Source organism: Aeromonas sp. R5-3 (genome assembly GCF_040908225.1).
GTDB classification, from domain to species: Bacteria; Pseudomonadota; Gammaproteobacteria; order Enterobacterales; family Aeromonadaceae; genus Aeromonas; species Aeromonas dhakensis.
Map to the genome: position 1 here is coordinate 382635 of NZ_JBFODH010000023.1, position 13822 is coordinate 396456.

The following is a 13822-nucleotide window of genomic DNA, read 5'->3' on the forward strand; positions in this document are numbered from 1 at the left end:
GTCATGCAACGTCATCTTGGTTTTACCACCTTCACCGTTACCTTGCTGCTTACTGTGATGTTGCTGAGCATCTCGCTGCTGGTGGGCAAGCTGATGGTGTCTGACCGCCGTGTCAGCCTCAACGAAGTGCAGTATCGACAGGCACTGGCCCTGGCAGAACTGGGTTTGTCCGACGGGGTCGGCCGCTTGGCGCAGGACGCAAGTTGGCGTAGCGCCAGCAGTGGCGTGTCGGTCACTGTGTCGGCCGGTACCTATACCCTGTTTGCGCTGGACGACACAGCCGTGACCGTGGGCGGGGCGAGCGTGACGCCGGTCAGGGTGCGAGCCCAGGCTACCCTGGTTGACAGTACTGCCAATGCTGATGTGGAGATCAAGACCATCAAGGTCAGCGTATTGGCTGGCACCCCGGCTGCCCCCCTGACGGTTGCCGGTGGCATGGCCGTTTCCGGCAACTTTACCGTGGTGGCCAATCCCAACGGGGGCGGGCCTGGCGTACCGCTCTCTATCTGGACCAACGGTAATGTGGATCTGACCAATGGTTCCGGTCAGACCTGCCATCAGGGGGATTACAGCGGAGGGTGCAGTGCCTACATCAGCCAGAAGGGGGACAAACAGTCGGACATCAAGGACAACGATACCGCCTTCCCAAGCGACCTGGTCTGGTATCTGTTCAACGAGAATGACGATGCAACAGGATGGGCCAATCTGGAGTCGCGGGCAGTGCAGATGCTGACCAATTGCGATTCGTTGTCGACCGCCTCCCGTGGACTCATCATCGTCGATGGGGACTGCAAGCCGGGCGGTTCGATCGGTTCGGTTGCCGCACCTGTGGTACTTATCGTGCGCAACGGGGATCTGATGGTCAACGGCAACGCCACCCTCTATGGGCTGGTGTTCGCCTACTCCTCCACTCCCGCCACGGCTACCAACGATATCAGCCTGAAGGGGGGCGCTATCGTCAATGGCGCTGTGGTTGCCAACTACCAACTGGGCAAGACCGCCAACGGGACCTTCGACGCCAAGTACGACCAGGCGGTGCTGAGCAATATCGAGAATGGAGCCGCATTTCAGATCATTAACCTAGTGCCCGGTAGCTGGCGGGACTGGTAGGAGCGAACATGAAACCGCACAAGGGATTCGGGCTGTTGGAGATCTTGATCACCCTGGTTCTGCTCGGGGTGGGGGTGGCCGGGTTGGTGGCCATGTCGCGCGGGATCCTCGGGGCCTCCCAGGATGGTCGGCGCTATGAGGTGGCGATGCGGCTGGCCGAGTCGAAACTCGATGATTTTCGTACCTTCAACGGCGTGGTGAGTGCCGTCTCTCCGCTCACGGCCTATAACAGCATTGCGGCGGGCACCAGTACGGTCACCCCCGCCGACGGCGGCGGGACCTATACCCTGAGCTGGACCGTGAACAACCAGTACTGGAATGGTACGGCCTGGCAGACCACGGCCCCGGCGGGATACCTGCAGTCCTACCCGGGTCGCAAGGTCGTCAACGTGACCGTCAGCTGGAGCGACAATGACGGGAATCCAATCTCGCTGTTATTGGCCGGCGCAGTGTCGCCGGCAGAGTCACTGGCCCAGAACCAGTTGAATGGCGGGCTCGATACCAGTCGCGAACCTCCCAAGGTGGTCTATACCCCGGGGGTGGCGCCGGACGTCATCTCCATCCAGATCGATCAGGAAGGGCGCAAGCAGGAGACCAGCAAACCGCTGCCGACGGTGACCTCCAAGGATGGCACCGTCGGCAAACTGGTGCAGTTCGAGACGGTCACCTACAAGCCCGACAACGGCGGCAACACCCAGCAGGTATTGCAGGATCTGGCCTCGGTCTCCTGCTCTTGCAGTTACGGCTCGAGCGTCAATGCCTACCTGCCGGGCCAGGCGATCCTGACCGACAGCAATCTGCTCTATTGGAGCGTGGGCTCCCAGGTCACCAAGCAGACCGGCATCCTCAACAGCAGCGTCAAGGATCAACCCACCCTCTGCACCAGTTGCTGCAAGAACCACTTCGATGGCAGTGGCAGCAGCTTTGATCAGTTCTACTCCCCGCTGCACACCAACAGGCAGCGCTATAACAGCTCGCTCACCTCGGTCAACAGTGGCGACTATGTGGATGCCTGCCGCTTCGTCCGGCTCGATGGCTATTATCGCCCTCTGCCCGAGTGGAACCTGATCAAGGTGGTGGTGGCCAGCGCCGACTTCCTCGCCAAGACGGCCAATCAGACCAGCTACCAGAATTACATCAAGTACGTGGTCACCACCTACATCACCTGGCAGAAGAACACCCTCAACTGGACCGCGAACCCCACCGCCACGCCACCGACCATCACCGAGTTTGCCGACTGGTTGCCTGCCAACGCGGCGGCGGGGGGAGACACCACGACCAAGGTCACCATGAGCACGGGCACGGCCCAGCTGATCGCGCGCGGCATCTATGTGGATGTGCTCTCGCCCACCTATCTGGCCGCACTCGACCTGACCTCGCAGGATCTGCTGGCCAGGGTGCCATTCCAGGATATCAACCTGACCATGCTGGCCGAGTGGAGTCTGGTGCCCTTGAGTGGCCAGCTGACCGGCAGTGTTTCCGACTATGTGGGGGTGACCAACGAGACGGTCAAGACGGTGGTCGATCTCAACAACTACTACTTCGGCAGCTACAGTCGCGGCTACCTGTCTGCCAAGAAGAGCACCAAGGATGCCTCCAACGTGTTGCAGAGCGCGTCGATCAAGGTGACCGCCTATCAAGGCAACTCGGGGATCACCGCCTCGCTCATCTCTCCCGTGGATCAGAGTGAAGCCAAGAGCGCCAGCATGCCGGTGGCGATCGATACCAGCGCTCAAACCGTACCGACCCTGACCGTGTCGGGGCGGATCGAGTGTCTGGAGAAGGTCAGCAACAAGGACCCATCCCCTACGGCGTGCAACAAGAACACCTTCAACGGGTTGAGCGTGACCACCACCACCACGGGGGCCACCTGCCGTATCGACAAGCCCCAGGCCAACAACCAGCCGGCCACCTATGTCTGCACGGCGGCACAAAACAGCAGCCTGGTGGTGAGTTTCTCTTACAGTGCCCAGGGCAACACCACCTATCTGCTGAAGCCGGCGTCGTTGAGTATCGCCATGACACCGCCCGCCAGCGGTCAGGTGATCACCGGGCCCTGTGGCCTGCTGGTGGACAACGGCGTGACCAACGCGAGCAGTCTGACTTGTACCCCCTGAGTCTTGGGCGCTGGCACAGCCAGCGCCTTTTCTTTATCATTCCCCATCATTTTCGAATTCAAGATGCATCGCCATGGCAAAAGCCCTCTCTCTGATGCTTGCCCAGTTGAATCTGACGGTAGGCGCCATCGAAGATAACTGTGACAAGGTGCTGGCGGCAGCCGCCGAAGCCGATCGGCAAGGCGCCGATCTGCTGGTCTGCTCCGAACTGGCCCTGACCGGCTACCCGCCGGAAGATCTGCTGCTGCGCGCCGATCTGATGATCCGGGTGGAGGCCGCGCTGACCCGCATCGCGGCATGGCAGGGGGCTTGCGCCATTCTGGTGGGTCACCCCTGGCGTGAAGGGGAGGCGCTCTACAACGCCGCCTCCCTCTATGAGCAGGGGCAGCTGGTCGCACGCTACTTCAAGCAGGATCTGCCCAACTACGGGGTCTTCGACGAGAAGCGCTACTTCACCGCGGCAACCGAGACCTGCGTGGTCCCCTTCCGTGGTCATCAGCTGGGCTTGCTCATCTGCGAAGACCTCTGGCAGCCGGGGCCGGCGCTGGCCGCCAAGGCCGCGGGGGCCGAGCTGCTGCTCACCATCAATGCCTCGCCCTACGATCAGGAAAAACCCTGGATCCGCCGCGAGCTGATGGCCGAGCGCTGCGATCAGACTGGTCTGCCGCTCATCTACCTCAACCAGGTATGCGGTCAGGACGAGCTGATCTTCGACGGCTGCTCCAAGGTGTTCAACAGCCAGGGCGAGCTGACCCACAAGCTGGCCCCCTTTGCCGAAGAGCTGGCGCTGGTGCGCTTTGCCGATGGCCAGCCGGTGAAGGAGCGGGAACCCGCCGCGCCGCTGGAACCCTTGGCCGAGACCTATCAGGCACTGGTACTGGCGGTGCGCGACTACGTCACCAAGAACGGCTTCCACGGTGCCGTGCTGGGCCTCTCCGGCGGCATCGACTCGGCGCTGACCCTGGCCATCGCAGCCGATGCCATCGGCGCCGACAAGGTGCAGGCGGTGATGATGCCATTCCGCTACACCGCCCAGATGAGCGTGGAAGATGCCAAGGAGCAGGCCGAACGGATGGGGGTGGAGTTCAACATCATCTCCATCGAGCCCATGTTCGAAGGCTTTATGGCCCAGCTGGCGCCGCTGTTTGAAGGGACCGCTCGCGACACCACCGAAGAGAACCTGCAGGCTCGCTGCCGTGGTGTGCTGTTGATGGCGCTCTCCAACAAGCGTCGCCGCATCGTGCTGACCACCGGCAACAAGAGCGAGATGGCGGTGGGCTATGCCACCCTGTACGGCGACATGGCCGGCGGTTTCGACGTGCTCAAGGACGTTCCCAAGACGCTGGTCTTCAAGCTGTGCGAATACCGCAATTCCGTCGATTATGTGATCCCGCAGCGGGTCATCGACCGTCCTCCTTCGGCAGAATTGGCACCGGACCAGGTGGATCAGGACAGCCTGCCCCCCTATGACATCCTGGATGCCATCCTCAAGCGCTATGTGGAAGAAGATGCCTCCGTGGCTGACATGGTGGCGGAAGGCTTCGAGGAGGCGGTGGTGCGCAAGGTGATCCGCCTCGTGGATCTCAACGAATACAAGCGCCGTCAGGCTGCGGTCGGGCCCCGCATCACGGCCCGCAACTTTGGTAAGGATCGCCGTTACCCCATCACGTCCGGGTTTGGCAAACAAAACTGGTAAGGAGTCACCATGAAGAAGATTGAAGCCATCATCAAACCGTTCAAGCTGGACGATGTGCGCGAGGCCCTGGCCGAGATCGGCATCAACGGCATGACGGTATCCGAGGTCAAGGGCTTCGGCCGCCAGAAGGGCCACACCGAGCTCTATCGCGGCGCCGAGTACATGGTCGACTTCCTGCCCAAGGTGAAGGTGGAGCTGGTGGTGCAGGACGAGGATCTCGATGCCTGCCTGGAAGCGATCCAGAACACCGCCCGCACCGGCAAGATTGGTGACGGCAAGATCTTCGTCTGCGAGGTGGAGCGGGTCATCCGCATCCGTACCGGCGAAGAGAACGAAGACGCCATCTGACGGATGGCTGAGCCTTGTGATGAGCCAACGAATGGAGACTCGAGCCCGCTGATGTCCTGGATGCGCCTCGTTGCGGTGGCCGGCCTGCTGGCCGGTCTGACCGCCTGCAGTACCCGGCCGCCGGCCCAGCCGGAAAACCTGTGCCAGATCTTTCGCGAGAAGCCGGACTGGCACAAGGCTGCGCTCAAGATGAACGAGAAGTGGGGAACGCCTGTGCAGGTGGTGATGGCCATGATGTATCAGGAGTCCTCCTTCGTGCACGATGCCCAGCCGCCGATGCAGTATTTCCTCTTCATCCCGACCGGGCGGGCCAGCTCCGCCTACGGCTATGCCCAGGTCAAAGATGAAACCTGGGCCGACTACCAGCGGGAGACCGGCAACAGCTGGAGCGATCGCGATGACTTTGCCGACGCCATCGACTTCATGGGCTGGTACACTCACAAGGCCCAGCGGCTGAACGGCACCTCCAAGTGGGATGCGTATGGCCAGTATCTCAACTATCACGAAGGGTGGGGTGGCTATCGGCGTGGCAGCTACCGCAGCAAGGGATGGCTGATGAAGACATCCCGCAAGGTGGAGGCTCGCGCCCAGCGCTACGGCGCCCAGTATCGACAATGCAAGGATCAGCTCTCCAGCGGGGGCTGGTTCTGGTAACCAAATCAGGAGTCAGAAATGCCGTTATTGGACAGTTTTACCGTTGACCACACCCGCATGGCCGCGCCGGCGGTGCGTGTGGCCAAGACCATGCAGACCCCGAACAAGGACACCATTACCGTGTTCGATCTGCGTTTCTGCGTGCCGAACCAGGAGATCCTCTCCGAGCGCGGCATCCACACCCTCGAGCACCTGTTTGCCGGCTTTATGCGTGATCACCTGAACGGCAACGGGGTGGAGATCATCGACATCTCCCCCATGGGCTGCCGCACCGGCTTCTACATGAGCCTGATCGGTGCACCGGACGAAGCCCGGGTTGGCGCTGCCTGGCAGGCCGCCATGAGCGACGTGCTGACCGTGCAGGAACAGGGCAAGATCCCTGAGCTGAACGAATACCAGTGCGGCACCTACAGCATGCACTCGCTGGAAGAGGCCCATGCCATCGCCCGCCACGTGCTGGAGCGCGGCATCGGCGTCAACCGCAATGACGAACTGGCCCTGCCGGAAGAGAAGCTGAAAAGCCTCTGATCCCGGGATGGCAAACATGAAAAAGGCCGGTCAATGACCGGCCTTTTTGCGTTTGGCGAGTTCAGGATGGCAGCGGCATCACCCGGTTGCGGCCCAGCTCCTTGGCCTTGTAGAGCAGCTTGTCGGTGCGCTCGACCAGGCTGTCGCCCGTCTCCTGACCGTTGTGCTCGCCAACGCCAAACGAGGCGGTGATGTGGTCGATGCGTCGGCCCGACTTGCGATCCAGGATCGACATCTTCTCGATGGCCCGGCGCAGGCTCTCCGCCATCTGGCGGCTCAGCGCCAGGTTGCGCATGGGGAGCAGTAGTGCAAACTCCTCGCCGCCGAGGCGGTAGGCGGTGACGCCCTCCTTGCAGGTCTCCCGCAGTCGCTTGCTGAAGGCACGCAGTACCTGATCTCCCAGCAGGTGGCCATATTCGTCGTTGAAACTTTTGAAGCGGTCGATATCGGCGAGGATCAGCGAGAAGGGCTGCTTGCTGCGCAGCAGGCTGTCTATCTCCAGATCGAAGGCGCGCCGGTTGAGCAGGCTGGTGAGGGCATCCTCGTTGGCCAGCTTGCGGGTCTCGTTGAGCGCCTCGCGCAGCTCCTTGATCTCCTTCTCGGCGCTGCTGAGCTGGTTGCGAAAGTGCATGGTCGACATGCGTACGTCCCGCGACTCGCGCACCAGATCTCGCAGGATCCCCATGGTGTCCTCCAGGCTCAGCCCCTCGTCATCGATAAGGCTCAGCCGGTCGAAACTCTTGTCGAGCATCTCCTGGAACATGCCGGTATCCGAGATGGCATCCTGCATGGTGTGGCCGAGCTCGTTGGCCATGGCGGCCAGGTTGAGCTTCATCGCCTCCATCTGCTGCTCATCCTGGGCGGCGAGGTGCTGGTGATAGAGACGTTCGCAGGTGGTGAGCGAGCAGGTGCCCTGCAGCTTGATGGCCTGATCGATGGCCTGATTGAGCTCGGGCATGCTGGCCGCCACATAGTTATACCAAAGGGTGTAATTATCCGGCGTGGTGGGGATTTGATACTTGATCATCAGGGGAACCGCCTGCTTGAGATAGGCGGCGGATTGGGCGAACGAATCCTTGCTCATGAGTTCCATGTCTCATCATGACTGCAAACTGTGCATAGTATGACAGAGAGATTGGCCAAAAGGCAGTCGATGGATGCCATTCGCCCCCCCCTCCGATATAATGTCGCCGTTACCACCTACCCTAAGGCCTGCTTATGTCTCAAAAAGATCCTTTCCTCGAACGCGAGGCCGAAAAATACGAGAATCCGATCGCCAGTCGCGAGCTGATCCTCGACCTCATCAAGGGCCATGAAAAGCCCATGTCCCGTGAAGAGTTGGCCAAGGTCCTCAAGCTGACCGAAGAAGAGCCGCTGGAAGCCTTGCGTCGTCGTCTGCGCGCCATGGAGCGCGACGGTCAACTGGTCTTCACCCGCAACCAGTGTTACGCCCTGCCGGATCGCCTGAATCTGGTCAAAGGCTATGTGCTCGGCCACAAGGATGGCTTCGGTTTCCTGCGTCCCGAGGGTGGTGGCCCGGATCTGTTCCTGAACAACCGCGAGATGCAGCGCCTGATGCACGGCGACTATGCCCTGGTGCAGCCCACCGAGATCGACCGCAAGGGTCGCCAGGAGGCGCGTCTGGTGCGCCTGCTCAAGGCCCGCGAGGCGGACATCGTCGGTCGCTATTTCGTCGAGAACGGCGTCGGTTTCGTGGTACCCGACGACAGCCGCATCGGCCAGGACATCATCATCCCGGAAGGGGAGAACAAGGGTGCTCGCCAGAGCCAGGTGGTGGTCGTGCGCATCAACCAGCGCGCCACTGCCCGCTTCAACGCGGTCGGCACCGTACTGGAAGTGCTGGGTGAAAACATGGCACCCGGCATGGAGATCGAGATAGCCCTGCGTACCCACGGCATTCCGCACACCTGGCCCGAGGAGGTGACCAAAGAGGTTGCTGGTCTCGGCGAACAGGTGCCGGAGAAGGCCAAAGAGGGTCGCATCGACCTGCGTGCCCTGCCGCTGGTCACCATCGACGGGGAAGATGCCCGCGACTTCGATGACGCCGTCTTCTGTGAAGCCAAGCGCGGTGGCGGCTGGCGCCTGTGGGTCGCCATTGCCGACGTCTCAGCCTATGTGAAGCCGGGCACCGCCCTCGACACCGAGGCCTACCAGCGTGGCAACTCCGTCTACTTCCCCGAATTCGTGGTGCCCATGCTGCCAGAGGTGCTCTCCAACGGCCTCTGCTCGCTCAACCCACAGGTTGACCGACTCTGCATGGTGTGCGAGATGACCATCTCCGCCGCCGGCCGCATGTCCGGCTACAAGTTCTACGAAGCGGTGATGAACTCCCACGCCCGCATGACCTACACCAAGGTGGCGGCGATCCTGGATGGCGATCCCAAGCTGCGTCAGCAGTACGAGCCGCTGGTGGGTCACATCGAAGAGCTCAACAACCTCTACAAGGCGCTCAAGCATGCCCGCCATCAGCGCGGTGCGGTGGAGTTCGAGAGCGAAGAGACCCGCTTCATCTTCAACGCCCAGCGCAAGATCGACCGCATCGTGCCGCTCGTGCGCAACGACGCCCACAAGATCATCGAAGAGTGCATGATCCAGGCGAACGTGGCTGCCGCCCGCTACATCGAGAAGAACGAGGCCGCTGCCCTGTTCCGGGTGCACGACCGCCCGGGCGAAGAGCGCCTCACCGGCTTCCGTGACTTCCTGGCCGAACTGGGCCTGGAGCTCAAGGGGGGCCTGGAGCCCGAGCCGAAAGACTTTGCCGACCTGGCCGCCAAGTTTGAAGGGCGCCCGGATGCGGAGCTGCTCTCCACCATGCTGCTGCGCTCCATGCGTCAGGCCATCTATCAGGCCGACAACATCGGCCACTTCGGTCTTGCGCTGAAGTCCTACGCTCACTTCACCTCGCCGATCCGTCGCTATCCCGACCTCATCCTGCACCGGGCGATCAAGTATCAGACCGCCAAGGAGCAGCAGGGCAACCTGCGCCACAAGTGGACTCCGAGCGGTGGCTACCACTACCAGCTGGAAGAAGTGGATCCGATGGGCGAGCACTGCTCCATGACCGAGCGCCGCGCCGATGACGCCACTCGCGACGTGGCCGACTGGCTCAAGTGCGAGTACATGCTGGATCACGTGGGTGACGAGTTTGATGGCGTCATCGCCAGCGTCACCGGCTTTGGCTTCTTCGTGCGTCTGGCCGAGATCCACATCGACGGTCTGGTGCACGTCAGCACCCTCACCAACGACTACTACCAGTTCGACCCGCTGCACCAGCAGCTGATCGGCGAGAACTTCCGCCGCCGCTACCGTCTTGGTGACAAGGTGCGGGTCAAGGTGATGGGCGTGAACCTGGACGATCGCAAGATTGACTTCGTGATGGTGGAAGAGCCCCTCAAGATCACCGGCAAGAACGCCAAGCAGGCGGTTCGCAAGATGGCCGAGATCAAGAAGGAGAAGGCCAAGAGCGCCGAGCGCCACGACAAACGCAAAGAGAAAGAGGGCAAGGACCACGGCAAATCCGCCAAGGGCGGCCGTGCCAAAACCAGCAACAGACGACCGGGCAAAAAAGCGCGCGACAAGGCCAAGGGGTAAGCTCTCGGCCATGGCCTGGGTCCGGCGACCCGGGCTGAGGTCGTAAGGGGCTGATGGCCCCGGGGTATCTTAGCCCGGGTTATCACTGCAAAAGCCTGAGAGTCTTGAGATGAAAAAAATCCGAACCCTGTTACCGGGGTTCGGATTTTTTATGGTCAGCGAAGTGGGGGAGGGGCTCAGCCCTGCGGCGGAGATCGGCCAAGATCCATGCCTATGGTTAGGGGCATACTCCCTGCGGGATTACCACTCTGAATTGGCCGCTACGCGGCGCTCAGCAGGAGTGGACATGATGTGATGATTTTTACGTTAACGGGGCGGGTATTGTACTGAATTCCATCAGTTCAAGACGACAGCCCCTAAACAGTTTATTAAATTACTGCTCACGACTAAGGTAAGTAGCTAAAGATAGCACTACTAAAGCCAAAGTCGTCACCACCTGTAGGTTAACTAGCGCACTTTCGAAATAACAGCCTGATTGATGAACTCTAGAGATGGTAGCAGTGCCTATAGATTCCAAAACGGAAGTTCCAACATTAGCCTCTAGGTTTGAGTTAACACTTGAAAAAATGTAGTAAACTGCCCCGAAGTTCAACACGTTTTCAATGTAACTACAGAGTGCGAGTCTAACTCTGTCGTATTTATCAAGATCTGAGTTAGTTTCTTTATTCTTTGATAATACATCCTTAGTAAAGGCATATGTTATCTCAAAACTTCTTGAGATAACCCTAAATATTACAGCCGCAATAATTACTCCACCGTAGGGTACTTGCTTAAGCTCAAACCCACAAAATTCCATAACTGTGAGTAACACAAGTATCAAGACAGAAAGGAATAAGTTCCCCTGATTAGATCTATAGATGAACATACCTTTTAAGTACTTCACACAACTACACCGATCATCAACAGTACAGGTTTGCTGTTCTCTAAACGGTACTATCATTGCTTTGATAATTTTCGCAAAGGTATAACCACTCGATAGCCAAACTGAGAAAAGGAATCGAATTGCGAAACTATCTATAGAAACGTTTAAGTACTTACGTGGAATAGAATACATTCCGTAAATTTTAACGAATAAATCGAGAAAGACTGATAATAGAAAGCCGATGGCAACTTCTGCGTACGGAATTGGTAACTGCTGTATTTGTGAACCCGAAACCATCAGTACAACAGCTAATGAAATCATTACGACTATCATAGATACCTTAATAGTAATTTAATGCTTTGCTAATTGGCTGCCACAGCCTAGCGTAGGCAGTCTAGTGCAGGCCACGCTTTTTTTGGCCGGAACGAAATTAAGCAATTTCTTATGTGCATACTCGTACGTTGACGAGCTTTGATGTATTGACAACCACCTCAAACTCGCAAGTTTGGTTTGAGAAATACACATGCTGTTTGGATATGTCAGCACAAAGTATTAACCGCTTGGCTCCTTCAAACCACTGCTGCCCTTGATAGTGCAAAAAGGCAAAGCTATGAGCTATTTGTTTGTTGGTCGTCCATGACTGCCCATATTTTTGCGACTCAAGCTCTTGGCTATCAGTGCCTCTATATAGGCTTACAATATCTGGGAGTGCATCTATATCATTCGGCTCAAGCACTTCATCAAGAATTACTTTGGGATACCAATTTTCATTTTCTTGTCGTGTAAATAATTGATGTAAACCACCATAAGAGTATGAGCAGAAGGCGTGACGTAATGAGTCCAGAACAACTTTTGCTTCCTCGTTATAAAATTTATCCATTAAGTCCGTTGCGTACTGGTTTATTGTATTTTCAGCAGGACTAGCATCGAGTAAGAGGCTCTCATGCTGCCATATCGATGAACTTTGGCCGATTATGGCATAAATAAATTCTTCTATAGCCCCTTCAATCTCACTCCTATGAGTAGCGACTCCCTCTTCATCAAGCTTTTCGATTATTGATTGCAGGTCGATCTTCATGGATTGCAAAATGAAACTTTCTGCCTTTTCGGATAGCATAGACTTTCCTCACGTAACTAGCACATAACGTTTGGTTAATGGGCCGGCTTTAGCCGTTCCCAGTGAGCGAAGCGAACGGTTTGAACTACTAGTTAGATGTACTTCTTATTCATCGGTAATCATGCCGATACTTCTAAGTAGCAACCGGCCAAGTGGACTTGCTTCACGGTAGCTCACAGCAGGTTTTCCAGTGAACTTGTCGTATTCTGGCGTTCCTTCACGATTCTTCTTTATTCGTTCTGATACTAGCCCAAGACGAACTAGGTGATCTTTGTAACTTTGCTGCAGCGCATGATCATCCCGTTCCTCTTGGCTTGAACCAATAACTGCTGTTACAGGCTCGAACACTCCAGCATGAAGTTTGCGAAACTCTTTATCACCATCTATTACGGGTACGTGATAGAAACGAAGCCAGAGAACCTCGGTGTCATTGAGCTCACCGAGAATACGCATCAAATGCTTAGATTCGGCGTGTTTAACGGCGTCCGATGTCAAACTACTTGTTACTAGTGAGGCAAGATACTCTCGACGTCCCTCGCTGATGGCGCGAGAAGCCTGCCGCAAAGACTCTTCAAGCAGATCCGTGAATTCCTCATCATCTAGCTCAGAGCGCACTCTAGTCTCTTCCAACTGCTCAATTCTGACTTGCAGCTTGAATGCGAAGTCAGCTATGCGATCAATTCTCTGGTTCGGAATTATTGCACCAGCAACCTCAGCAAGTAGAGAACCAGCAAAGGGGACAACGCCTAGGGCCGCCTTAGCACCAGAGGTGACGTAGTCGATTGCTTGGGTTTTGAGCTCATCTGGGAGACTGTCGCCTGACATTGGGACTCCTCGTGGTGCATCTAACAGTGATTAGATGGAAGGCGGTACTAATCCGTTAGCAGAGAATTCCATATAACTCCGTAACATTTTTATCGCCGCCAAGTGAAAATGATCATTAAATCATAATGTTACCAGCTTGCTTCTCGTACTGAGAGTATTCGCTTGATTTCCTCTTTTTTCGCCATCATTACGACTGTATAAAAAACAGTGCGTGGATTGCTTAAGGATGGCGCAACCAAACCACGGTTGCGTGAACAGCTCAGAAATGAATATAAGGCCGTCATCATGCTCAGTGATCGCGCCACTCGCTTATCCATTCCGTCAGGTAAGGCTACCGCCCCTGAATTCCAGCCTCCAGTCTGCTGCGTGGTTTCGCTGGTCTGGTTCATGGGTGACTCCGACAAGACGGTTGCCAAACGGCTATGGTAGCGAGTGCTACCGGGGAGAGAAGAGGGGAGTGATGATTTCCTGAGCAGGATCAACAAATTAATTGGCATGGGGGGGGGCGTAGTGCGCCAATACGGTGAGTTTCAGGTAACAGCAAGTGCATCAGAGGGGCGGGGTATAGGCTCCCCCTGTGATCCGCCGAGAGGAGGGCGCAAGGTCAGGATCGCCCTCAGGATGATGGCGCAGCCGCAGCGTGGCATGGATGCCCCATCTGCGGCGGTCCGTCCGACCTTGTGCTTGACCCGAGGGAAACCGCGCAGCGGTCGGATTGGCGGGGGAAGGCCTTCTTGGTGACTTCCTGGGCCAGCAAGAAGTCACTCGCCGCAGCCCGCAGGGAGGGCGAAACCCCGCATAGTGGCAATCCCGCAGGGATTGGGATGCTTGGCATAGGCGAAGGAATTTGGCTGAACTCCCTAGGGAGCGGAGTCTCTGGTATGATGCGCCATCATTTAGCGACCGGTGCCGACGCCAGCATCATGGTGGTCAGGCTGCCGGTAGGGCCATTT

Annotated in this window: 12 protein-coding genes; 7 read left to right on the forward strand and 5 right to left on the reverse strand. The window is 57.7% G+C overall.

Annotated features, from left to right (window positions below):
- The first annotated feature begins 3 nt into the window (after positions 1–3).
- From AB5Y95_RS16430 to luxS, 6 genes are all read left to right on the forward strand, one after another.
- Complete coding sequence (locus AB5Y95_RS16430; RefSeq protein WP_017764001.1) at positions 4–1110, forward strand: hypothetical protein; 1107 nt, start codon at positions 4–6, stop codon at positions 1108–1110.
- A gap of 8 nt (positions 1111–1118) precedes the next feature.
- Entirely contained in the window at positions 1119–3227 is a 2109-nt protein-coding gene (locus AB5Y95_RS16435; protein WP_368161593.1) for a prepilin-type N-terminal cleavage/methylation domain-containing protein, read from the forward strand.
- Between the two features lie 73 nt (positions 3228–3300).
- Positions 3301–4923 (forward strand): NAD+ synthase, encoded by a 1623-nt coding sequence (locus tag AB5Y95_RS16440; RefSeq protein ID WP_010635128.1) that lies wholly within the window; start codon positions 3301–3303, stop codon positions 4921–4923.
- A gap of 9 nt (positions 4924–4932) precedes the next feature.
- The gene (gene glnB / locus AB5Y95_RS16445; protein ID WP_005308848.1) at positions 4933–5271 is read left to right on the forward strand and encodes a nitrogen regulatory protein P-II; all 339 of its coding nucleotides are present in this window, start codon (positions 4933–4935) and stop codon (positions 5269–5271) included.
- 60 nt (positions 5272–5331) lie between these two features.
- A complete protein-coding gene (locus AB5Y95_RS16450) occupies positions 5332–5925 on the forward strand; it encodes a transglycosylase SLT domain-containing protein (protein WP_272943021.1) in 594 nt (197 codons plus the stop codon).
- An 18-nt stretch (positions 5926–5943) separates the two neighbouring features.
- Complete coding sequence (gene luxS / locus AB5Y95_RS16455) at positions 5944–6453, forward strand: S-ribosylhomocysteine lyase (protein WP_011704660.1); 510 nt, start codon at positions 5944–5946, stop codon at positions 6451–6453.
- Between the two features lie 61 nt (positions 6454–6514).
- Here the strand turns inward: luxS and AB5Y95_RS16460 are convergent, their stop codons facing one another.
- Entirely contained in the window at positions 6515–7537 is a 1023-nt protein-coding gene (locus tag AB5Y95_RS16460) for a GGDEF domain-containing protein (RefSeq protein ID WP_026139011.1), read from the reverse strand.
- Between the two features lie 134 nt (positions 7538–7671).
- Between AB5Y95_RS16460 and rnr the strand changes: the two genes are divergently transcribed.
- Positions 7672–10065 carry a ribonuclease R gene (rnr, locus tag AB5Y95_RS16465; protein WP_201881988.1) on the forward strand — a complete coding sequence of 798 codons (2394 nt, stop codon included), beginning with the start codon at positions 7672–7674 and terminating at the stop codon, positions 10063–10065.
- 373 nt (positions 10066–10438) lie between these two features.
- Here the strand turns inward: rnr and AB5Y95_RS16470 are convergent, their stop codons facing one another.
- From AB5Y95_RS16470 to AB5Y95_RS16485, 4 genes are all read right to left on the reverse strand, one after another.
- On the reverse strand, positions 10439–11260 hold the full coding sequence (locus AB5Y95_RS16470) for a hypothetical protein (RefSeq protein ID WP_368161594.1): 822 nt from the start codon (positions 11258–11260) through the stop codon (positions 10439–10441).
- 109 nt (positions 11261–11369) lie between these two features.
- Positions 11370–12044: a hypothetical protein gene (locus AB5Y95_RS16475; RefSeq protein WP_368161595.1), complete on the reverse strand. Its 675-nt coding sequence runs from the start codon at positions 12042–12044 to the stop codon at positions 11370–11372.
- A 105-nt stretch (positions 12045–12149) separates the two neighbouring features.
- The gene (locus tag AB5Y95_RS16480) at positions 12150–12869 is read right to left on the reverse strand and encodes a hypothetical protein (protein WP_268031672.1); all 720 of its coding nucleotides are present in this window, start codon (positions 12867–12869) and stop codon (positions 12150–12152) included.
- A gap of 128 nt (positions 12870–12997) precedes the next feature.
- The gene (locus AB5Y95_RS16485; RefSeq protein WP_368161596.1) at positions 12998–13258 is read right to left on the reverse strand and encodes a hypothetical protein; all 261 of its coding nucleotides are present in this window, start codon (positions 13256–13258) and stop codon (positions 12998–13000) included.
- Positions 13259–13822 lie beyond the last annotated feature (564 nt).

What these genes read in the sequence shown, in the direction of transcription:
- AB5Y95_RS16430 (WP_017764001.1), top strand. Translation starts at nt 4, where the DNA reads ATGCAACGTCATCTTGGTTTTACCACCTTCACCGTTACCTTGCTGCTT.
- AB5Y95_RS16435 (WP_368161593.1), top strand. Translation starts at nt 1,119, where the DNA reads ATGAAACCGCACAAGGGATTCGGGCTGTTGGAGATCTTGATCACCCTG.
- AB5Y95_RS16440 (WP_010635128.1), top strand. Translation starts at nt 3,301, where the DNA reads ATGGCAAAAGCCCTCTCTCTGATGCTTGCCCAGTTGAATCTGACGGTA.
- glnB (WP_005308848.1), top strand. Translation starts at nt 4,933, where the DNA reads ATGAAGAAGATTGAAGCCATCATCAAACCGTTCAAGCTGGACGATGTG.
- AB5Y95_RS16450 (WP_272943021.1), top strand. Translation starts at nt 5,332, where the DNA reads ATGCGCCTCGTTGCGGTGGCCGGCCTGCTGGCCGGTCTGACCGCCTGC.
- luxS (WP_011704660.1), top strand. Translation starts at nt 5,944, where the DNA reads ATGCCGTTATTGGACAGTTTTACCGTTGACCACACCCGCATGGCCGCG.
- AB5Y95_RS16460 (WP_026139011.1), bottom strand. Translation starts at nt 7,537, where the DNA reads ATGAGCAAGGATTCGTTCGCCCAATCCGCCGCCTATCTCAAGCAGGCG.
- rnr (WP_201881988.1), top strand. Translation starts at nt 7,672, where the DNA reads ATGTCTCAAAAAGATCCTTTCCTCGAACGCGAGGCCGAAAAATACGAG.
- AB5Y95_RS16470 (WP_368161594.1), bottom strand. Translation starts at nt 11,260, where the DNA reads ATGATAGTCGTAATGATTTCATTAGCTGTTGTACTGATGGTTTCGGGT.
- AB5Y95_RS16475 (WP_368161595.1), bottom strand. Translation starts at nt 12,044, where the DNA reads ATGCTATCCGAAAAGGCAGAAAGTTTCATTTTGCAATCCATGAAGATC.
- AB5Y95_RS16480 (WP_268031672.1), bottom strand. Translation starts at nt 12,869, where the DNA reads ATGTCAGGCGACAGTCTCCCAGATGAGCTCAAAACCCAAGCAATCGAC.
- AB5Y95_RS16485 (WP_368161596.1), bottom strand. Translation starts at nt 13,258, where the DNA reads ATGAACCAGACCAGCGAAACCACGCAGCAGACTGGAGGCTGGAATTCA.